General features: G+C 42.8%; 27 protein-coding genes. 23 read left to right on the top strand and 4 right to left on the bottom strand.

Annotated elements, in window-relative coordinates; all coding sequences use genetic code 11:
• From EV211_RS03190 to EV211_RS03125, 14 genes are all read left to right on the top strand, one after another.
• Positions 1-138 (top strand): IS3 family transposase (locus EV211_RS03190; protein WP_133527991.1); only part of this gene is annotated, 138 nt, incomplete at its 5' end.
• Between the two features lie 105 nt (positions 139-243).
• Positions 244-408 (top strand): rubredoxin, encoded by a 165-nt coding sequence (gene rd / locus EV211_RS03185; RefSeq protein ID WP_084727828.1) that lies wholly within the window; start codon positions 244-246, stop codon positions 406-408.
• Positions 409-427: 19 nt separating this feature from the next.
• On the top strand, positions 428-2059 hold the full coding sequence (gene hcp, locus EV211_RS03180; protein ID WP_133527990.1) for a hydroxylamine reductase: 1632 nt from the start codon (positions 428-430) through the stop codon (positions 2057-2059).
• Positions 2060-2304: 245 nt separating this feature from the next.
• Positions 2305-2619, top strand: a complete 315-nt coding sequence (locus EV211_RS03175) for a 4-oxalocrotonate tautomerase (RefSeq protein ID WP_133527989.1) — start codon at positions 2305-2307, stop codon at positions 2617-2619.
• Between the two features lie 58 nt (positions 2620-2677).
• Positions 2678-3046: a hypothetical protein gene (locus tag EV211_RS03170; protein WP_133527988.1), complete on the top strand. Its 369-nt coding sequence runs from the start codon at positions 2678-2680 to the stop codon at positions 3044-3046.
• Positions 3047-3202: 156 nt separating this feature from the next.
• The gene (locus EV211_RS03165) at positions 3203-3505 is read left to right on the top strand and encodes a DUF6809 family protein (protein WP_133527987.1); all 303 of its coding nucleotides are present in this window, start codon (positions 3203-3205) and stop codon (positions 3503-3505) included.
• A gap of 16 nt (positions 3506-3521) precedes the next feature.
• A complete protein-coding gene (locus tag EV211_RS03160) occupies positions 3522-4496 on the top strand; it encodes a conjugal transfer protein TrbL family protein (RefSeq protein WP_456298056.1) in 975 nt (324 codons plus the stop codon).
• Between the two features lie 21 nt (positions 4497-4517).
• Positions 4518-4826 (top strand): DUF7768 domain-containing protein, encoded by a 309-nt coding sequence (locus EV211_RS03155; RefSeq protein ID WP_243108535.1) that lies wholly within the window; start codon positions 4518-4520, stop codon positions 4824-4826.
• A gap of 63 nt (positions 4827-4889) precedes the next feature.
• Positions 4890-5576, top strand: a complete 687-nt coding sequence (locus EV211_RS11110; RefSeq protein WP_331654255.1) for a DNA cytosine methyltransferase — start codon at positions 4890-4892, stop codon at positions 5574-5576.
• Positions 5577-5586: 10 nt separating this feature from the next.
• On the top strand, positions 5587-6153 hold the full coding sequence (locus EV211_RS11105) for a hypothetical protein (protein WP_133527985.1): 567 nt from the start codon (positions 5587-5589) through the stop codon (positions 6151-6153).
• Positions 6154-6170: 17 nt separating this feature from the next.
• Entirely contained in the window at positions 6171-6497 is a 327-nt protein-coding gene (locus EV211_RS03140; RefSeq protein ID WP_207667979.1) for a hypothetical protein, read from the top strand.
• Positions 6498-6685: 188 nt separating this feature from the next.
• Positions 6686-7531, top strand: a complete 846-nt coding sequence (locus EV211_RS03135; protein WP_133527984.1) for a KilA-N domain-containing protein — start codon at positions 6686-6688, stop codon at positions 7529-7531.
• 287 nt (positions 7532-7818) lie between these two features.
• The gene (locus EV211_RS11100; protein WP_133527983.1) at positions 7819-8712 is read left to right on the top strand and encodes a Fic family protein; all 894 of its coding nucleotides are present in this window, start codon (positions 7819-7821) and stop codon (positions 8710-8712) included.
• Positions 8713-8987: 275 nt separating this feature from the next.
• The gene (locus EV211_RS03125; RefSeq protein ID WP_133527982.1) at positions 8988-10067 is read left to right on the top strand and encodes a GGDEF domain-containing protein; all 1080 of its coding nucleotides are present in this window, start codon (positions 8988-8990) and stop codon (positions 10065-10067) included.
• Positions 10068-10129: 62 nt separating this feature from the next.
• Here EV211_RS03125 and EV211_RS03120 read toward each other — a convergent pair whose 3' ends face one another.
• Positions 10130-11065: a hypothetical protein gene (locus EV211_RS03120; RefSeq protein WP_133527981.1), complete on the bottom strand. Its 936-nt coding sequence runs from the start codon at positions 11063-11065 to the stop codon at positions 10130-10132.
• Positions 11066-11190: 125 nt separating this feature from the next.
• Here EV211_RS03120 and EV211_RS03115 point away from each other — a divergent pair, with 125 nt between their 5' ends.
• Positions 11191-11673 carry a methylated-DNA--[protein]-cysteine S-methyltransferase gene (locus EV211_RS03115; RefSeq protein ID WP_133527980.1) on the top strand — a complete coding sequence of 161 codons (483 nt, stop codon included), beginning with the start codon at positions 11191-11193 and terminating at the stop codon, positions 11671-11673.
• Here EV211_RS03115 and EV211_RS03110 read toward each other — a convergent pair.
• The 3 genes from EV211_RS03110 to EV211_RS03100 all read right to left on the bottom strand — a co-directional run bounded on the left by EV211_RS03110 (position 11638) and on the right by EV211_RS03100 (position 14735).
• The gene (locus EV211_RS03110) at positions 11638-12600 is read right to left on the bottom strand and encodes a CPBP family intramembrane glutamic endopeptidase (protein WP_133527979.1); all 963 of its coding nucleotides are present in this window, start codon (positions 12598-12600) and stop codon (positions 11638-11640) included. The two genes, EV211_RS03115 and EV211_RS03110, sit on opposite strands and share 36 nt — an antisense overlap.
• A 99-nt stretch (positions 12601-12699) precedes the next feature.
• Positions 12700-14031, bottom strand: a complete 1332-nt coding sequence (locus EV211_RS03105; RefSeq protein ID WP_133527978.1) for a sensor histidine kinase — start codon at positions 14029-14031, stop codon at positions 12700-12702.
• Positions 14031-14735: a LytR/AlgR family response regulator transcription factor gene (locus EV211_RS03100; RefSeq protein WP_166635352.1), complete on the bottom strand. Its 705-nt coding sequence runs from the start codon at positions 14733-14735 to the stop codon at positions 14031-14033. The genes EV211_RS03105 and EV211_RS03100 overlap by 1 nt, the downstream gene beginning before the upstream one ends.
• A 133-nt stretch (positions 14736-14868) precedes the next feature.
• On the opposite strand from EV211_RS03100, the gene EV211_RS03095 reads away from it, so the two are divergent.
• From EV211_RS03095 to EV211_RS03060, 8 genes are all read left to right on the top strand, one after another.
• Complete coding sequence (locus EV211_RS03095; RefSeq protein WP_133527976.1) at positions 14869-15126, top strand: type II toxin-antitoxin system Phd/YefM family antitoxin; 258 nt, start codon at positions 14869-14871, stop codon at positions 15124-15126.
• The gene (locus EV211_RS03090; RefSeq protein ID WP_166635351.1) at positions 15104-15463 is read left to right on the top strand and encodes a type II toxin-antitoxin system RelE/ParE family toxin; all 360 of its coding nucleotides are present in this window, start codon (positions 15104-15106) and stop codon (positions 15461-15463) included. The genes EV211_RS03095 and EV211_RS03090 overlap by 23 nt, the downstream gene beginning before the upstream one ends.
• 4 nt (positions 15464-15467) lie before the next feature.
• On the top strand, positions 15468-16148 hold the full coding sequence (locus tag EV211_RS03085) for a 4Fe-4S binding protein (RefSeq protein ID WP_133527974.1): 681 nt from the start codon (positions 15468-15470) through the stop codon (positions 16146-16148).
• Between the two features lie 410 nt (positions 16149-16558).
• Positions 16559-17188 carry an Rpn family recombination-promoting nuclease/putative transposase gene (locus tag EV211_RS03080; protein ID WP_133527973.1) on the top strand — a complete coding sequence of 210 codons (630 nt, stop codon included), beginning with the start codon at positions 16559-16561 and terminating at the stop codon, positions 17186-17188.
• Positions 17169-17363 (top strand): RpnC/YadD family protein, encoded by a 195-nt coding sequence (locus EV211_RS03075; protein ID WP_133527972.1) that lies wholly within the window; start codon positions 17169-17171, stop codon positions 17361-17363. The genes EV211_RS03080 and EV211_RS03075 overlap by 20 nt, the downstream gene beginning before the upstream one ends.
• 105 nt (positions 17364-17468) lie before the next feature.
• Positions 17469-17948 carry a pyridoxamine 5'-phosphate oxidase family protein gene (locus tag EV211_RS03070; RefSeq protein ID WP_133527971.1) on the top strand — a complete coding sequence of 160 codons (480 nt, stop codon included), beginning with the start codon at positions 17469-17471 and terminating at the stop codon, positions 17946-17948.
• On the top strand, positions 17945-18226 hold the full coding sequence (locus EV211_RS03065; protein WP_133527970.1) for a TIGR03905 family TSCPD domain-containing protein: 282 nt from the start codon (positions 17945-17947) through the stop codon (positions 18224-18226). Before EV211_RS03070 ends, EV211_RS03065 begins: the two co-directional genes overlap by 4 nt.
• Positions 18227-18231: 5 nt before the next feature.
• A complete protein-coding gene (locus tag EV211_RS03060; RefSeq protein ID WP_133527969.1) occupies positions 18232-18954 on the top strand; it encodes an MATE family efflux transporter in 723 nt (240 codons plus the stop codon).
• Positions 18955-18964 lie beyond the last annotated feature (10 nt).

The raw sequence follows: 18964 nt of genomic DNA, 5'->3' as shown, positions 1-18964 counted from the left end.
TGGGGCAATGTTACCATTGATGAATTTATGGATATATTAAACGAATATCTTCACTGGTATAATGAAACGAGAATGAAGGAAACACTAGGTTATTTGAGCCCGGTAGAATACAGGCGTTCTCTTGGATTAGCTGCATAGGCAGTCCAAGAAAATGTCCGCACCCCCATTTACCAACAACAACTTGACACTATCCCTCTAAAATGGTAAAATATTGTATAAAAATGTTGAAGGGAGAAACTCAGAATGGTAAAATATATATGTATCCCATGCGGATATATCTATGACCCACAAACAGGTGATCCAGATAGTGGAATAGCCCCGGGAACTGCTTTTGAAGATATCCCTGATGATTGGGTTTGTCCAATTTGTTTTGTGGGTAAAGATGAATTCGAACCCGTTAAGGAATAATCTGAAGGAGGGAACGATTATGAGTATGTTTTGTTATCAATGTCAAGAAACTGCAAAAGGTACCGGTTGTGAGGTAAGAGGCGTATGTGGCAAAAATGAAGAAGTTGCAAAATTGCAAGACTTACTGATTTATGTTACAAAAGGGATTTCTGAAATTGTTATAAAAGGCAAACTGGATGTTAAATCCATAAGCGAAGTAAATCATCAAGTCCTAAAAAGCCTTTTTATCACCATTACAAATGCTAATTTTGATGATGGTGCAATTGAAAATCAAATCTATAAAATGATTGGCTTAAGAAACGAGCTAAAAAAACAGGTTTCCGATGTTAATCTTGGTGATGCAGCGGAGTTTGAAGTAAGCGATAGAGCGTCTATGTTAGACAAAGCATCAAAAGTAGGTGTTCTTTCAACCGAAAATGAAGATGTTCGTTCTCTTAGAGAAATGATTATCTATGGTTTGAAAGGTATGGCGGCATATACACATCATGCCCTTAATATCGGCAAAGAAGATCTTGCTATTAATGCATTTATCTATGAAGCACTTGCTTCAACCCTTGATGATTCATTGTCGGCAGATGATCTCGTAGCTTTAACATTAAGGACAGGTGAGTTTGGTGTTAAAGCCATGGCACTGTTAGATGAAGCCAATACTTCTAAATATGGAAATCCTGAAATCACTAGTGTTAATATTGGTGTAAGAAACAATCCCGGAATACTGATTTCAGGTCATGACCTCACTGATTTAGAGCAACTACTGGAGCAAACAAAAGGTACAGGCGTTGATGTTTATACCCATAGTGAAATGCTTCCTGCACATTATTATCCTTTCTTCAAGAAGTATGACAATTTTGCGGGAAATTACGGCGGTTCATGGTGGCAGCAAGTTACTGAATTTGTAACTTTCAATGGACCAATTCTGTTTACTACAAACTGTATCGTACCTCCAAGAAGCGAGGAAATCAGAAAAAGGATCTTTACTTCCGGTGCATCAGGCTATCCCGGATGTCCTCATATCACAGCTGATGAAAATGGCAAAAAAGATTTTTCTGAAATTATTACGATGGCAAAGCAGTGTAAGCCTCCTGTAGAAATTGAATCAGGCAATATTGTTGGTGGTTTTGCTCACAACCAAGTGTTTGCTCTTGCAGACAAAGTAGTTGATGCAGTAAAATCAGGTGCAATTAAGAAGTTTTTCGTCATGGCAGGCTGTGATGGCAGAATGAAATCTCGTGAGTATTACACTGAGTTTGCAGAAAAACTACCTAAGGATACGGTTATCCTTACTGCAGGATGTGCCAAGTACCGTTACAATAAACTTGAGTTAGGAGATATTGGTGGTATTCCAAGAGTTCTTGATGCTGGCCAATGTAATGATTCCTACTCTCTTGCAGTAATCGCATTGAAGCTGAAAGAAATATTTGAACTTGAGGATGTTAACGATCTGCCGATTGCATATAATATTGCTTGGTATGAGCAAAAAGCGGTAATAGTATTACTTGCGTTACTTTATTTAGGTGTGAAGAATATTCACCTTGGTCCGACTTTACCAGGATTTTTATCGCCTAATGTTGCAAAGGTCCTTGTTGAAAAGTTTGGCATTGCAGGTATCGGACAAGTTGAAGATGATATCAAGTTATTTATGGGAGAATAATCGGTACTGATGTTTTAAATGAACAGCAAAGATTCTGGTTGAAATCGGAATCTTTGCTTTTTTATATTTAGAAATAAATTTGTCACCACCCATATGCAAGGATACTCTGGACGATATTGGGTATGTAGTCAAAGCAGCCAACGCTATAAATTAACTTTATTTCTTGTTGGTATTGGGTATAGCTATTACTTGCACTCTAGGGTATGCTTTGCTTGCAAAATCACAATGAACAGGAGGAAAACAGAATGGCAGAAACAAAAAATCTATGCGCACAAATCCCGCTTGTACTACATCAAAAGGTATGCACAAATAAGGAGCAAAGCGAACTTACCCTAAATCAATATGTAACACAGCTTATTACCGAATACTACGAAATGAAGGAGATGAACTCAAATATGGCACAGACAAGAACGCTGGCACTACAAATCAGTGAGGAACTATTCGCACGAATCAAAAAGCACGTGGATGCCACGCCGCACCTTACCCAAAAGGCATTTATTACGGAGATTATCTCCAAGGCACTGGATGAGATTGAAGCACAAGAAGAAATTAATGAATAACAGCTAACGGAGAGCGTGAGATATATCACTCTCTCCATTTTTTATGGAGGTAACTACTATGAGCTTTTTTACAGATGAACTTATGAAATGCACCGAGGGATTTGAAAATCGAAAGTGCATCGGCAATGCCATGTATATCCCTTTGGGTGAAAACAATCGCTTGAAGCTGTTCTTCACCACCCTTGGATATGCAGACCATTATGAGGGCGTCAGCATCAGTGCTGTAGACAAGAACAATGGCGTAATCGATAGAAACACCATTAAATTTGCAGATGTTTGGGGCAGAAAGCAAGTGAGCAATCCAAACTTTCGTGAGGGCATTATCCCATATATTTGGAAGGACGGCAATCAGGCACAATGGTATGTGTATAAGCCCACACCAAGAGATATGGAACTGCTCTCGGAACAGATTAACGATTATGCATAGCTTTTTATGGAACAAAGCCATGAGCTGACAGAAGCAAACGAACCTAAGATGGGTATGTCTATGTAAAACTATATACAGAGGTAATTGTTGATATTTCGTATAGCTATTTACTACATCTTGTGGTAATGTGTTGTACTTGAAAGAGAGGTGATGGAAATGCAGAAAGAAAAAATACTGAAAGATTTATACCGTGGCAGAATAAGTCCCACATCAGCACCAATTCAGCATGACAGCGATTACCACAACAGTTTAACCGAGGTTTGCAGATTGGAAGAAAAACTCAATCAACTCCTTGACGAACAGGGAAAAAAGCTGTTGCAGGATTTTATGACAGCACAAAGCAAGTTAGGCTATGCAAATGCTGAGGAACAGTTTATATGTGGCTTTCGCTTGGGAGCAAGAATGATACTGGAAATATTCGAAAAGGATGACGAGCAGTTAAAACCGATAATCGGTTAGCTGCTCGTCATTTTTTATGCCAAACCAAAGGGTGTATCGTGAAAACGGTATACCCTTATTCTTTTACGATTGGAGGTGGTTGTTTTTGTTTATATGGGATTTTATCCTTGGCGATGTAATGGATCAGATCATTGACTGGCTTTATGGACAGGTGGTTGGCTTTCTTGGCAACTTCTTTTCCCAAATGGGCAACATGGGTGTCGAGCTGTTTGAAATGACTTGGGTGCAAAGTATTGTGCTGTTTTTCTCTTATCTGGCATGGGCGCTGTATGTAGTCGGTCTTGTGGTTTCCTGCTTTGAAACAGGGATCGAATACCAAAACGGTAAAGGCAGCGTTAAAGAATCCATCATTAATGCACTCAAAGGCTTTATGGCGGTATCGCTCTTTACTGTTGTTCCCATCAGATTGTTTGAGCTTTCGGTCAATCTGCAAAGCAGTTTAACGGCAGGCATCACGGGGTATGGCAAGAGCTTTGGTGAAGTGGCAAACGAGATTATATCAGGACTGTCTACCATAGATGGCATTGAAAGTGCAATGGGTACTGGCATCTTCGGAGGGCTCAGTGCCATAACAAGCCCAATTCTGATGCTGTTTATTATCATCATGATGGGCTATGCAGTGATTAAAGTGTTCTTCGCAAACCTAAAACGTGGAGGTATCTTGCTTATCCAAATTGCTGTAGGCAGCCTATATATGTTCTCTGTTCCGAGAGGATATTATGACGGCTTTATTCAGTGGTGCAAGCAGATCGTAGGGTTGTGCCTTACGACATTTTTACAGGCAACAATCCTCACTGCAGGACTGATGGTGTTAAAGGACCACTGTCTGCTTGGACTCGGTCTTATGCTTGCCGCAGGTGAAGTGCCAAGAATCGCCGGTGCCTTTGGACTGGATACCAGTACCAGAGCCAATATGATGAGTGCTGTCTATACTGCACAAGCGGCAGTGAATACCACAAGAACCGTGGTGCAGGCAGTAGCACCAAAATAATACAGAGAAAGGAATTTGCCTATGAAGCGAATTTATGTTGCATCCCCTTATGCCGGGGATATCGAAAAAAATACGGAGTTTGCAAAGAATGCGTGTCGGTTCGTTATGGAACAAGGACACGCTTTTTTTTGTCCCCATTTACTTTACCCCAATATTTTAGACGAGCATAACCCCCGGGAAAGACAGCTCGGTTTAGACATGGGACTTGCCATGCTTCAAAACTGTGATGAGTTATGGTGTTTCGGGGATCATATCTCCCTTGGCATGATGTCCGAAATTGAGGAAGCCCAAAGGCTGTCTGTTCCCACCCCGCAGAGTAATGGAATATGAGCAAAGTTTTCGTGTTGGCGAAGTGAAAAATCAAGCTCCACAAATGCAAATGGGTACACTCTGATGATGAGTATGGGGAGCCTCTTCGATGGAATCGGTGGCTTTCCTTTGGCAGCCATTCACAGTGGAATTACCCCTGTTTGGGCAAGTGAGATTGAAAGCTTTCCCATCGAAGTAACAAAGGTAAGATTTCCCGATATGCTCCATGTCGGGGATATCACAAAGCTAAACGGAGCAACCCTCCCTCCTGTGGACATCATCTGCGGTGGCTCGCCATGTCAGGATTTATCTGTTGCAGGCAAGCGAGCCGGACTTGAGGGAGAGCGTTCAGGGCTATTCATGGAGCAAACAAGACTGGTAAAGGAGATGAGAAATGCAGATGGAAAACGAGGTATCCCAGCTCACCTTATTCGACCAAGATACATGGTGTGGGAAAATGTCCCCGGAGCTTTCTCCAGTGCCGAGGGCGAAGATTTCAGGGCGGTCATCGAAGAAATTATCCGCATTAAGGACAGCACCTGTAATGTTCCTCGACCTGACTCCGGGAAGTGGCAATCTGCTGGGATTGCCATATTGGGAAATGAATTCAGCTTGGCTTGGCGTGTCATCGATGCTCAATACTGGGGAGTCGCCCAGCGACGTCGTAGAATCTTCCTTGTCGCAGATTTTGGAGGACTCACCGCTCCCCAAATATTATTTAAGCAAGACTGCTTGTTTGGGGATTTTGCGGAGAGCCAAAGCGAGGGATAAGGAACTGCCTGTGCAGCTCAAAACAGCACTTGAGATACAGGCAGGACTGACACCTACAGAAGAAACAGTATCCGATATGTCAGAGTTAAAATCCTATCATATCAATCAGCGAAATGAGGGCATTGACCTTGATAATTTGTCGGGGGCATTGATGGCAACACAAAATATGCAGATGCAGACCTTTGTGAAAGAGCCATTAAAACAGGAAGAAAAAATAGGCTTTGACGGATACGCAGGAGATGTGACAGGACAAGTAGCCGCTACTCTTGGCACCAACTGTGGGAACAGCACCGGCAGAAACGGTGTCATAGAACCAGCCATTTGTCTCAATGACCAGAGCGGAGAACGCATGGATATTACCGAAGATATTACTGCTACCCTCCGTGCAGGAATGGGTGGAAACCTGCCAATTGTAATGGCAACACAGCAAGGCGGTGCAGAAATTGCCGAGGGTGTATGCCCAACCATTACGGCCAGTGCAGGAATGTCGGGAAACAATCAGCCTGTTTTGTTCGACAATCACGGTAAGGACTGCCGCTACAATGGACCGTTAAAGGTTGCACCAACAGTGGCATAGAAAAGCTGCAACAGCAAATGCTGGTACTCATAGAAAATAACGCAAAGCAAGGAGCTGTCAGCGAGGATTTTGATGCGGAATATAAGCAGCTATTCGAGCAGATAAATGAACTGAAAACAGCAAAAATCCAAATGGTGCAGGCACAGAAACAGGCGGAAAACTATAAGGAGCGTGTGGATCAGCTGGACAAAGCGATTACTACAGTAAACCCACAGGTGCGAGAGTTCGACCAAGACCTTGTAAAACGGCTCATATCCTCCATCAAAGTGCATAAGGGCATGAGGCTGGAGATACAATTCCACTCGGGGATTGTGGTGAAACAGGAAGTAGACTACTATGAATAGGCAGTAAAATAGGAGTGGGGGTGTTCCCCACTCCTATGCTGTGATTGCTAAGACTAAAGCCTTTGGTGCGTGTCGAGGGCTTTAGTCTTTGCAATTATTAGAACAAGAAGGTTGATGTTGTAATAAGGTAAAAAAAGATATAAAATAAAGTGTGTAGATTAGCGAATAAACATGAGAGGAAAATCACTATGAAAAAGCCTGTAAAAGAAACTATTCATGCTAAAGGTGTAGATATAACCATATATACACATAATTTTCAAGATGAATTTTTATCATTGACGGATATTGCACGCTATAAAAATGCAGATTATCCAAGTGATGTGATTAATAATTGGATGCGTAATCGTAACACAGTTGAATATTTGGGGATTTGGGAGCGAATACATAACCCTGATTTCAATTCCCTCGAATTCGAGGGAATTGACCGAGAAGCAGGTCGTAATGCTTTTGTGCTTACACCGAAGCGTTGGATTGAAACGACAGCTGCAATTGGAATGACCTCAAAGCAAGGAAGATATGCTGCAACTTTTGCACATAAAGATATTGCATTAAAATTTGCAGCATGGCTTTCCCCTGAGTTTGAATTGTATATCATTAAAGACTATCAACGATTGAAAAGTGATGATAGTAGCCGCCTTTCATTAAATTGGAATTTAAACCGTGAAATTGCAAAACTGAATTACAGAATTCACACAGATGCAATTAAGGGGAATCTTATTCCGCCGCAGCTGACGCCGTATCAGATATCCGTTACTTACGCCAGTGAAGCAGATGTGCTGAATGTTGCATTATTTGGTATTACCGCAAAAGAATGGCGAGAGCAAAACCCCGGTAAAGCTGGCAATATGCGAGATGATGCTACACTAAACCAGCTACTTGTCTTGTCTAATATGGAAAGCTATAATGCTATTCTAATTGAGCAAGGAAAGCCGCAGGGGGAGCGATTAAAATTGCTAAATGAATTGGCAATCAGACAATTGAAAACCATAGAACAAATCAATACAGATACCATTAAAAAGCTTGAAGAAAAATAGATGAATAGGTCTCATTTATGACGGAAGATGTGTTGCCGCCAAGGAACTGTTAGGTCTTGGCAGCATACTTATTGTCTCCTCAAGGCATGTTGAGACGGTCTGCCTGCTTATGAAATAACAGCATTACGTGAAAAGGACCTTGAATAAGGAATTTCTATCATTTGGAAAAATCGATCCGAGTGATGGGGATTCCTTTTATTATTCCGATAAAAGCCGAGATATTATTCCAAGTATCTTGATATTGTTCCGATAATCAGTTATACTAAACTCAAAAAGGAGCGGATGCCATGTATATTACTGTAAAAGAGGCTGCTGAGAAATGGGGTATTTCCGACAGAAGAGTGCGGGTATTGTGCGCTGGAGGTAAAATACCGGGAGCATTTCAACAGGGCCGCGGTTGGAAGGTACCAATCGATGCTGTAAAGCCTGCGGATGGACGATATAAATCCACAAAAAGTCTGCTTGAGCAAATCGAAGAAAAGAAAAATGAACTAGTATCCAGAAGGCCATTTACTGAAGGAGAAGTAGCAAGACTCAATGAAGAATTCACCGTGGAATACACTTATAATTCGAATGCTATTGAGGGGAATACGCTTACTTTAAGGGAAACTGATATGGTCCTTCGTGGATTAACGATCAATAAGAAACCTTTAAAGGATCATCTGGAGGCCGTTGGCCATAGAGATGCCTTTGATTTTGTCTGTGAATTGGTGAAGGGAAATAAGCCACTTACAGATAGTGTTATCAAGCAAATTCATTATCTCGTACTCGCTGATAAGAAAGACGACCGCGGAGTTTACAGAAGAGTGCCGGTTAGAATCATGGGAGCGAAACATGAACCTGTACAGCCATATATGATCGAGCCGGAGATGACCGAGCTTTTGATGGATTATAATGCCAGCGCAGAAGATGTAATCACTAAGCTTGCAAAATTCCATATTCGATTTGAAGGTATACATCCTTTTATTGATGGGAACGGAAGAACCGGCAGATTGATCATTAATCTTGAATTAATGAAGGCCGGGTATCCGCCTATTGATATCAAATTTGCAGACAGAGTCGCATATTACAATGCATTTGATGAGTATAATACTAAGAATGGATATCTGGCAATGGAGAAGTTGTTTGCTGGATATGTTAACGAGAGATTGGATATGTACTTATCCATATTACAGAAATAAGTAATAAAGTTATAGAATTGAGGTAAGTAAATGGAAAGAATGTCGATACATGCGGCGACTGTGCCGGGATCGATAAATGCGAGAAATGTAACCGTGCAATCGTTAGCAAAGAGTTTAGCGCGTGGCTTAATATTGTAAACTATAAGGTGCTGCTATTAAGTGGATGTGAGGTGGATACCATGGAGTATAAATAACATTTAATCTCCTTTTGCCTTTACGCTATGCCCGACATTATGTTACAATAGTGGGGCTGATTGAAAGGTGGAAAAGTAAGTATGATAGATGTAGCAAGACTTATATTGGAGAATTTCACGACTCTATGCTTGGCCATAGGTCTAGGAATAATAATATCTACTAACCAGAATCTGGACAAGAAAACGAACAGGTCATTTGTGGCCTTCGTAGCTATTGTTCTTGTTTTGGTTTTTGCCGATATCACAGATTCATATCTTGCGGGCCTTACTGAGCCTTCTGTACTTCGATACATTACTTCTGCCATAGGGTATACTCTCAGGCCGGCTTCAATGGTCATATTCATCAGCATACTTACCCGCAGGAAGAGAACCAATGTCGCCATCTGGATACCTATAGTAATTCTGGCAGTCATCGCCTTTACAAGTTATTTTACACATATTATGTTCTGGTTTTCGCCAAATAATTATTTCATGAGAGGACCCTTTGGATATCTTTCTCACATTGTCAGCGCCGCATACCTCCTGACTCTGGTAATAATGACAATAAAAATGCATCGCCATCTAACATCAGGCGAGATATTCACAGTAGTGTACATAGCTGTAATATGCGTCATAGCAACGGTAGCTGAAAGTAAACTGGCTGGCTATAAGTTCCTGGTGTCAGGGGCAATGATAACGTCCTGCGCCTTGTATTATGTGGTTCTGTACATAGAGACCTACAGACGGGATCCGCTGACAGGACTCATGAACAGAAAGAGCTTTTATATAGACGCTAATAGGATGCGGAACAAGTCCATTGCTGTGATCTCCATAGATATGAACGGCCTTAAGGAAATCAACGATAACTTTGGCCATAGTGCCGGAGATATGGCCTTACAGAATATGGGGAATGCCATGTTTGTAAATGGCGGGGAAGGCTTCCTTGCTTACCGTGTCGGCGGAGATGAATTTATGGCTTTGGGCAAAGGAAAGACTGCCGAGGCCTGTCAGGCATATATAGATGAAATGCGTACAGCACTAGCTAAGGATGACATTATGGCTTCCTTCGGATGTGCTATTTACAATTCCGGTGACAATTTCGATGATATCTGCAATCTAGCCGATGTACTTATGTATAAAGACAAAAAGCAATATAATCACAGAAGGAGCAATAGAACATGATCACGGTAAGAAGTGCGAGAATCGAAGACGCGGAGCGCCTGATGTCTATAGTACAAAATATTTCATGGCAGGTCGTTCTTGCCGTCGAAGTTCAAGTCGCGGTTGAGGTCCCACTCGTCGCCGAAATAATTATCGTCTGTGTACACGCCGGTGAGGCCGCATTCGTCACTGTCAGGATCCCACATGGCTTCATCCAGATTCTCGTTTATGCGGTAGTCGAAAATGTCGTAGCCTTCCTGCTCGTCACTGTCCAGTGCTGTATCGTCATAGGCAAAGGCAGGAATGGTGGAGGGGAAACCTACATCAGGAACATAATTGCTGCTGACAGGGATGTCGTTTCTACTGTCTGCAAGGGCGTCTTGCTCTTTTTCTATGTCAGCTTTCAGGTTAGCAGCATAGTTCAGGACCATCTGTCTTTGCCAGTAATCTGCAACATTTTTCGGTTCGCCCTCATAGGTAAGTACTTCCTCCATGGCGTATATCAGTTTGGGCATAGATGTATCCACCATAGCTTCTTTATTATCGCAGATCCAGCCAAGTATCATGTTGGCCTTTTGAAAATCATAGTTCTTCAGGGCGGCATCTATCATGATACCAAGACATCTTTCAGAATACGAAAAACTTGTCGTGGTACTTATTATTTCCTTTAGAAATTCCTCATCACTCAATAGAAGAGGTATTACTTTTTTACTGGCAAAGGAAGTTGTCAGGCATGTAAGTATTCCCATAGTGAGATGATGCAAGGCGCCATCAGGGCCTTCACCTTTATGGATAATGTCCAGGTTCTTATCTAGTATTTCATTCCACAGACCCATAACCAGTTCCGGCTCATTACAAGCCAGATCACTGAGTATGGTATTGATTTTCTGATAGTCGCCTTCCTTAAACTCTCTATAATCGTAAGTGGAATAAAAGGCCTGTATATCCGATTCCCTTTTCTGTCTGATTTCTTCAGCAGTCGGTTCTTTCGTCTTGGTGAGCCAGTCTAATATAAACATAGCACGTTCCTCCTGATAACTTAATTATACAGTTGGATCAATAGGCGTGCAATGGTTATTTTCCATTGTATTGATTATCGATTATAGATATAATTATGATAGAGAAGGCTGGGAGGATAGTAGAAATGTATAATTACGCAGTATATAAATTGAAATTTGGATATTTCCATATTGAACAAAGGAATGGCGTTATAGTAGGTATAGACAGGCTGCCGGACAAACCAGATGATATGGGGATGTCTACAGTATTGATGGATTCTGTTGCTAATGAACTTGCAGAGTATTTCGATGGGAAACGCCGGGAGTTCGATTTTCCTTATGAACTACACGGTACGGAATTTCAGATGGAGGTCTGGAATGCCCTATGCGATATTCCCTACGGAGAAACCCGGAGTTATGGACAGATAGCTGAAGCAATAGGGAATCCTAAAGCCAGCCGCGCCGTAGGTATGGCCAATAACAGGAATCCACTCATGATAGTCGTGCCTTGCCATCGGGTCATAGGCGCCGATGGCAGGCTGACTGGATATGCAGGCGGCCTGCCTGTAAAAGAGGCACTGCTTAGACTCGAATCAGATGGCTGTGATTCCATCAATAGCCATAAATAGTTCCAGGCCAAGGAATATCAGCATGAAAACAGATGTGAAAGCATATTTGAAATACCCCTTTTCCGGCTTGAATTCAGCCAGATATTTTTTAATATTGTTTCTGTATCTATACAGTACTATAAGCGCTATGATGAAGAAGACACCCATTATCCCATTGGTGATCCATGTCTGTGTAGAAGTTGAGAAACCTTTAATCAGATATGACATCAGATCGCCCATGACCATATTATTGAGCAGATGCAGCAGGATAGACCATTTGATAGAATGTTCTGTGGCAACATATCCCAGAACTAATCCAGCCATAGTTGCGAAGAGGCCCTGAACTAGGTTGCCATGCATAGCTCCGAATACAATGGCGGAAACCACTATGGCGAATACTTTGCCGTATTTCATGAGGCTTCGCATTACGAAACCGCGATATACCAGTTCTTCGGCAACAGGTGCCAGCACCGATGCATACAGGAACATGGAAATTGTCATACTGCTTGAAGAGGCTTCCTTGATATCGCCCATAACAGAGTAGCCTACGGCGTTGAGGCCGTGTTCTATGCCATAAGCGCCAGCCGAGAAAATCGTCTGCACTCCCATGAAAACGCAGAAACAACAGAGAAAACTCTGCACAGTCATAATTTTGTTCCCAGAGAAAATTTCGCCTATGATATGCTTGTGCCTGTATATTAACAGAAGCAGAAGCAAACCTGCACCGACGCCGATGATGGACGATGTGCCGGAATTGATGAACTCCTTCTGCAAATTGTCAAACACAGCTTCCGAGGCGTTTGGATCATTCTTAAGCAATTTGACAGATTCAATAATCGCCTGCGTCATTATTACACTTATCATGATCAGATTGTAGAAAATCACTGATAGGCTCATGAAATTTACGGTTCTCTTAAGTTCTTTCTTTTCGTTTAAAGTTTCGTTCATATATAAAACCCCTTTCGTATGTTCCTTACGGTTACATACTAAGGGGTTTTGTCAGGTTTGTGTAGATAATGTTGCGAAACTGTCGAATTTTGTTGTGGATCAACCGAAAATAATGATTTCAAGGCGGAACACCGAGCCGGAGCCTACGGGAACTACGTTCCTTGTCAGTGTGCCGTTGTAACGCCTGACGGCTTCTATCATATTGACAGTGCCGAAACCATGGCTCGACTTTTCTTTCTTGGTTGTCTCTCCGGCCGCGGGAATCAGGGAACCATTAGCTACCGGATTTTCAAAGGTGATGAGTTCCATAGAGCCTTGGGATGAAATGTTTATGCTGATTTTCTTTTCAAGGGCTGAGTTGCTGCTCGACAGATAATATATGGCGTTATCCAAGGCATTAGCGAAAATTGCGCACAGGTCAGTGGGCTCCATTGGGATATCTGCGGACAGTTTGCCCTGTACATTTATGGAGATTCCAGACTTCGCGGCTATGTGAGATTTCTCGCTGCAGATAGCGTCTGCCATGGGATCGCCGGTTTGAATGCCCTTGTCTAGGGCTTGCATATTTTGCCCCAGACTGTCTATGTACTTTTTCAGGCCGGCGTAGTCATCTTTGTCAGCAAGGGTTTCCATGCACAAAATGTGATTTTTCATGTCGTGGCGCATCCGGCGGGTCTCGCTTTCCATCTGTTGGTAATTGCGGAAGTGTTCTAGTTCCATTTTCAGGAAGCGCTGGTTTGCTTCGGCCGTGTACATATAGTAATTTTTCTTTCTCCATTGTTTCACCATGGCGGCCATAGCAATCAGAAGCAGTATCATACTTATTCCGCCGGACAAAATAATCAACCTGACATAGAACTCTTTTATTGATGATTCTTCAAGACTTACAAGTAGCAGGCTGAGCATGAGCAGGAAAACCCCGGCGCCATTGAGAACGTATTTCTCCCAGTTCTTGTCAGGCATATACACTATTTCCTCCTCGAATTGCCTGCGCCAGTTTTTCCCTTTGAGAAAGAAAATGACCAGGACTATCCAAAGAACTGCGTCCAGTATGAAAGACAGGGACCTGGATTCGGACAATGAATTAGAAGTCAGAGCATATGAGAATGCTTCAACTATAAATAACAGAGAGAGCATGGTTCCCAGTATAGGTATAACTCTGAAGAAACCCAGTATGCGTTTTTTGCTTCTGCAGGTGAAACTGTAAAGGGCGAAGGTCGGAAATCCTGTTAAGTTCGGCAGATCGTTAGCTGGCTCCGAGGCAAAGACCAGAATGGTGAAGATAACCACGTGAAAAACGCCGAGCTTTATCCAAGAGTTCTTATTCCTATAGCTCGGCTCCAGAAATATGTAGTGAGATATCAGAACCAGAAGGATCAGACATTCTATGCTGGCGAGAGCATTATATAGTATGTTTAATAAGCCCATCATTATTTCATCTCCCGCAGATATGCTGCAAGCCGTATAGGCAGTTCACTTTTCCATTTGTCGCTGACTGGTATCAGGTGTCCCTGATCCATTGTGACATTCCTGCCATCGAAGGCTGATACGTGATTCAGATTGATAACATAACTACGATGGACCTGCATGAAGTACATAGCCGGTAGTTCAGTGATCTGATCCTTGAGTTTGCGGCGTACCAGGAAGCTGCCCTTTAGAGTGAACAAACGCAAATAGACATTTTCGCTTTTGATATAGATAATATCTTCGTAGGAAAGAATGACCTCTTTCTTACCATCGGAAACTATGACTTTGCCTTCGCTGGAACCTTTTGCTTTCAACTTGTCCAAAGCCTCGATAAGTTTATCTTCATTGACTGGCTTGGTCAGGTACCTGAAGGCGTTGACCTCGTAACCATCAGCCGCAAATTCCCTGTAGCTGGTCAGAAAAATCACAGGGACATTTTTGTTAAAAGTCCTGATCTGTTTAGCTGCCGTCAGCCCGTCTATCCCAGACATTTCAATATCCATGAAGATGCAGTCGAACCTGTCCGGCTGCGAAGAAACAGTTTGACAGATGTCCTCGCCTGAGGCGAATTGCTCTATGACTACATCCAGACTTTTGTAGTATTCTTCCAGCAGGACGCGAAGCTCCTCACGCATAATGGAATTGTCATCGCAAATAGCTATCTTCACCGGGTTACCGCCTTTCATAATAGTATCTATGATTAGTATATTACAACTTATAGAAACTATCAAGAATTGGAATGCTCTCTTTCCAAGCTATCACTATTATGATATAATAACGATAGATAAATGGAGGGGGAATATGCCTAAGATAAGACCTAGCACAGATATAAGAAATAAATATAATGAGATCTCGAGTTTTTGTCATGATTATGGTGAACCAATCTATATTACTAAAAATGGAAAAGGTGACTTGGTTGTGATGAGCATTGAGGCTTATGAATTATTGTCAGGCAGGGCGGAACTTGTTTCCAAACTCAATGAAGGTATTGAAGCAGCAGATAAGGGCGATTTGTATTCGGCGAAGGAAGTATTTGATGCAGCAAAGGAAGGATTGTAGTATGGGTAAATGCTCCATATCCTTTGCATCCCCTGCCAAGGATGATATTATGCAAATAAGAACTTATATTTCTAATGTCTTGAAAAACAAGAAAGCTGCCAGGGATACAATTGATATTATAGAAAGGGCTGTGATGTCATTATCTGAAATGCCTGAGAGAGGAAGGAAAGTACTAGATGAAGATATCGATGCGCAGGGCATCAGGTTTATAATAGCAGGGAATTTCGTCATCTTTTTCAGGATAGATGCTGAATCAATAATTATTATACGAATTCTTCATAATAAAAGAAATTGGCGCGAACTATTACAGGGCGATTCAAAGCAGGTAAAGGAGTAGATATATGACGTTAACTGATGAATTGAAAGATATATTATATCAAAAGGGTGCAGCGCTGGTCGGCGTTGGCAACATGAAGGGTGTTGCCGCCTGTGACTATTCTTGCGGAGTGGCGGTTGCCATGCCTGTACCAAAGCATATTGCACGCGATCTGCAGACAGCACCGACTAAAGAATACTACGACATGTATTATTCCATGAACAGTCAGTTGGACGAGATCGTCACTGCCGGAGAGGAATTCTTAAGGAACAAAGGGTATAATGCTTTCGCTCAGACCAGGGATCGCGTCCGGATCGAAGATGGACATATATCAAGGTTACCTCACAAGACTGTTGCCGCGAGGGCAGGCTTGGGATGGATAGGCAAGAACTGTCTACTGGTGACTGAAAGATATGGCTCTGCCGTGAGACTTTCATCATTGCTGACCGATGCGCCTTTGGAATGTAATGATCCTATAATAGAATCAAAGTGCGGCCTATGTAAATTGTGTGTCATGAATTGCCCGGCTAAGGCCCTGCAAGGGACCCTTTGGAGAGCTGGAATGAAGAGGCGGGAATTAGTAGATGTTGACAGGTGCTATGAAAAACAGCTTGAGATCATGTTCCGTGAGACGGGCATCAAGCAGGATCTCTGCGGAAAATGCTTCGCCACCTGCACCTTCACGAAAAAATATCTGGAAGGGTAAGTAAAGGTTTGAGAAGCCGGGCACCGACCAGGCCCGCGTTGGTTTGGAGCCCGCTGATCCGGCTCGCGCAAGAATCAGGGAAATTCCATAAGCAATGTGGCACGTAACCATTGGAAACACTGGTTTAGAGGCCGGCACACGTCACAATGAATCAATTACTTAATTGATTCTTGCACGGATCCTGAGTGGCAATCTGATATCCGCCACATCAGTCCAATTATGAGGTCGATTCTTGCGTTCAATTGATTTCTAAAATAGGATAATGCCACAATGGCAATAATTTCAGGCCGATTCTTGCGGGCCTATTTCATCATCGTTCTAAATATAGAACTTGCTTTCCCCATACAATGGTAGTAATGTATATACATTACATAAAACCATAAAATGTAAGAAGGAAAGGAAAGCAAAAAATGAAAGAAGAGAAAGTAATCAGTAAATCTCAGGGGACAGCGTCTGAAGACAACATCATCGAGTTTCCAATAACTAATGACATCGTCTTTAACCTTGTCATGCAGGATCCGGAAATAAGCAGGCAATTGCTTGAGAGAATATTTCCGGATAAGAAAATCGGGGAAATACGACTGATCAACGAGGACGATGAAGACGTGATGCCTGTTGCCGACAAAAACAAACTGTTTGATATTACTACTCAGTATGTAATAGAAAACGGCATATCTGCGAAGGGCATACGTCTGGATGTATTTATGATCGATGATAATGAGTGGTATGATATTGAGATGCAATGCGGCTATGATATAGATCTTCCAAAGAGAAGCAGGTATTACCATAGCGCAGTCGATGTAGCTATGCTACATAAAGGTGAAGGATATAACCACCTTAAACCGTCGTATGTGATATTCATCTGCACATTTGATCTTTTTGGTGAAGATATGCCTGTATATCAGTTTGAAATGCTATGTAAGAATAAAACGGACTTGAAACTTGGGGACGAAACCTGTACAATAATCTTAAATGCAACATGTACCAGGAAGACTGAACACAGTGGAGAGGAGGAAGGTTTTGCATACGTTAGAAGATAAGATAAATGAACGGTATAGAGCAGGATTCTCCGAAGGCAAAGATGCAGGATTCTCCGAAGGGAAGTTAAATGGAAAGAAAAGCACTGCACTTGCAATGATGGCTAAAGGCTTCGAAATACCGCTGATTTCAGAAATAACAGGCCTTAGCAAAGACGAAATCGAAAAACTGAAGTAATATGAATACTGCCACCGGGTAGTTGGATGTGAGAGCATTCGCTAAGTGTATCATTAGGTCTTAGAAGATATGCTTGCGGATGCTTGTTTTGTAGGAGGACACAATATGTTCAGAGAAATGAGAAGAAAAAAGCAGCTGTTATCGCAGGAAGAAACTATGGCAATACTTGAGAGGAACACTGCCGGGACGCTGGCTCTAGCCGGGGACGACGGATATCCTTATTCAGTGCCGGTCAGTTATGCCTACGATAACAACAGGATATTGATCCACGGTGCCAAGAAGGGACATAGGGTCGACGCTGTCAGGAACTGCGACAAGGCTTCATTCTCCGTTATAGATAAGGATCAGATCGTGCCGGAAGAATATACTACATATTTCAGAAGCGCTATCGCCTTCGGAAGAATCAGCATAATCGAAGACGAGGAAGAAATACGCAGGGCGGCAGACGTCATCGGGGCCAAATACCGCCCGGGATTCGAGAAGGAAAGGGCCGAGACAGTAGAGAAAGAACTGCCGGCAATATGCGTAATGGAACTGGAGATCGAGCATCTCACAGGTAAGGCAGCAAGGGAGATCGTTGAATGAAACATTACAGATATACGACATCAGGCACATGCTCCCGTCAGATAGATTTCGATCTGGACGAAAATGTGGTACATAACATAAACTTCACAGGTGGCTGCAGCGGCAACCTTAAGGCTATTCCCATTATCCTGGAAGGCTGGACTGTGGAAGAGATAAATGACAAACTGAGAGGCGTTATGTGCGAAGGAAAAGACACATCATGCTCTGACCAGTTGTCCATAGCAGTGGGCAAGGCCTTGGAAATGCAGCAGTCTCAGGATGAAGGCACGGCAAGGTAAACTACATGAAGAAACAATTTGCGAGATATGTGAGTCTGAACATTATAGGGATGCTTGGCGTGTCCTGCTATATACTGGTCGACACGTTTTTAGTGTCACAGGTTATGGGAGCCGACGGCCTGGCGGCCCTGAATTTTGCCATAGCGTTTTTCAGCATCATGTCAGCTGTAGGCCTGATGACAGGCATCGGTGGCGGCACTGACTATGCGGTCACCAAAGAGTCGGGGGAACCGCCGGAACAAAACAAAGCTTTAGCGCATTCGCTGGCTTTGGGAGCTATGGCTGCCGGAGTGCTTGTCTGCATAGGATTATTCCTGACGGAACCTTTGAGCCGCGTCCTGGGAGCCTCCGGACGCATATTACCTATGACGGAAGTCTATTTGAAGACGTTCCTTTGTTTCTCGCCGGCCTTCATACTGAACAATATAATGCTGGCCTTTGTGAGAAACGACGGCGAGCCGAGATTGTCTATGATAGCCATGGTAGTCAGCAGCCTGTCCAATATATTGCTGGATTATGTGTTCATGTATCCCCTGGCCTTGGGCATGTTCGGAGCCGCTCTGGCTACGTGCTTCTCGCCGGTCATAAGCCTTGCGATCCTGTCGCGGCATTATTTCTCCGGAAAACAGAATTTTCGGCTGATCAGGTGCAACCTCAGTCTCAAAAGGATGCTGAGGATAGTCGGTCTTGGCTTTTCGTCTATGGTAGAGACGATCGAAAGTCCGTGAGACAGGTTCT

The sequence above is a fragment of the Aminicella lysinilytica genome (assembly GCF_004362975.1).
Lineage (GTDB): Bacteria > Bacillota > Clostridia > Peptostreptococcales > Anaerovoracaceae > Aminicella > Aminicella lysinilytica.
The sequence above is the reverse complement of the archived record's forward strand: the minus strand, read 5'-3'. Positions and strand labels throughout refer to the sequence as shown.

What these genes read in the sequence shown, in the direction of transcription:
- rd (WP_084727828.1), top strand. Translation starts at nt 244, where the DNA reads ATGGTAAAATATATATGTATCCCATGCGGATATATCTATGACCCACAA.
- hcp (WP_133527990.1), top strand. Translation starts at nt 428, where the DNA reads ATGAGTATGTTTTGTTATCAATGTCAAGAAACTGCAAAAGGTACCGGT.
- EV211_RS03175 (WP_133527989.1), top strand. Translation starts at nt 2,305, where the DNA reads ATGGCAGAAACAAAAAATCTATGCGCACAAATCCCGCTTGTACTACAT.
- EV211_RS03170 (WP_133527988.1), top strand. Translation starts at nt 2,678, where the DNA reads ATGAGCTTTTTTACAGATGAACTTATGAAATGCACCGAGGGATTTGAA.
- EV211_RS03165 (WP_133527987.1), top strand. Translation starts at nt 3,203, where the DNA reads ATGCAGAAAGAAAAAATACTGAAAGATTTATACCGTGGCAGAATAAGT.
- EV211_RS03160 (WP_456298056.1), top strand. Translation starts at nt 3,522, where the DNA reads ATGCCAAACCAAAGGGTGTATCGTGAAAACGGTATACCCTTATTCTTT.
- EV211_RS03155 (WP_243108535.1), top strand. Translation starts at nt 4,518, where the DNA reads ATGAAGCGAATTTATGTTGCATCCCCTTATGCCGGGGATATCGAAAAA.
- EV211_RS11110 (WP_331654255.1), top strand. Translation starts at nt 4,890, where the DNA reads ATGATGAGTATGGGGAGCCTCTTCGATGGAATCGGTGGCTTTCCTTTG.
- EV211_RS03140 (WP_207667979.1), top strand. Translation starts at nt 6,171, where the DNA reads ATGCTGGTACTCATAGAAAATAACGCAAAGCAAGGAGCTGTCAGCGAG.
- EV211_RS03135 (WP_133527984.1), top strand. Translation starts at nt 6,686, where the DNA reads ATGAAAAAGCCTGTAAAAGAAACTATTCATGCTAAAGGTGTAGATATA.
- EV211_RS11100 (WP_133527983.1), top strand. Translation starts at nt 7,819, where the DNA reads ATGTATATTACTGTAAAAGAGGCTGCTGAGAAATGGGGTATTTCCGAC.
- EV211_RS03125 (WP_133527982.1), top strand. Translation starts at nt 8,988, where the DNA reads ATGATAGATGTAGCAAGACTTATATTGGAGAATTTCACGACTCTATGC.
- EV211_RS03120 (WP_133527981.1), bottom strand. Translation starts at nt 11,065, where the DNA reads ATGTTTATATTAGACTGGCTCACCAAGACGAAAGAACCGACTGCTGAA.
- EV211_RS03115 (WP_133527980.1), top strand. Translation starts at nt 11,191, where the DNA reads ATGTATAATTACGCAGTATATAAATTGAAATTTGGATATTTCCATATT.
- EV211_RS03110 (WP_133527979.1), bottom strand. Translation starts at nt 12,600, where the DNA reads ATGAACGAAACTTTAAACGAAAAGAAAGAACTTAAGAGAACCGTAAAT.
- EV211_RS03105 (WP_133527978.1), bottom strand. Translation starts at nt 14,031, where the DNA reads ATGATGGGCTTATTAAACATACTATATAATGCTCTCGCCAGCATAGAA.
- EV211_RS03095 (WP_133527976.1), top strand. Translation starts at nt 14,869, where the DNA reads ATGCCTAAGATAAGACCTAGCACAGATATAAGAAATAAATATAATGAG.
- EV211_RS03090 (WP_166635351.1), top strand. Translation starts at nt 15,104, where the DNA reads ATGCAGCAAAGGAAGGATTGTAGTATGGGTAAATGCTCCATATCCTTT.
- EV211_RS03085 (WP_133527974.1), top strand. Translation starts at nt 15,468, where the DNA reads ATGACGTTAACTGATGAATTGAAAGATATATTATATCAAAAGGGTGCA.
- EV211_RS03080 (WP_133527973.1), top strand. Translation starts at nt 16,559, where the DNA reads ATGAAAGAAGAGAAAGTAATCAGTAAATCTCAGGGGACAGCGTCTGAA.
- EV211_RS03070 (WP_133527971.1), top strand. Translation starts at nt 17,469, where the DNA reads ATGTTCAGAGAAATGAGAAGAAAAAAGCAGCTGTTATCGCAGGAAGAA.
- EV211_RS03065 (WP_133527970.1), top strand. Translation starts at nt 17,945, where the DNA reads ATGAAACATTACAGATATACGACATCAGGCACATGCTCCCGTCAGATA.
- EV211_RS03060 (WP_133527969.1), top strand. Translation starts at nt 18,232, where the DNA reads ATGAAGAAACAATTTGCGAGATATGTGAGTCTGAACATTATAGGGATG.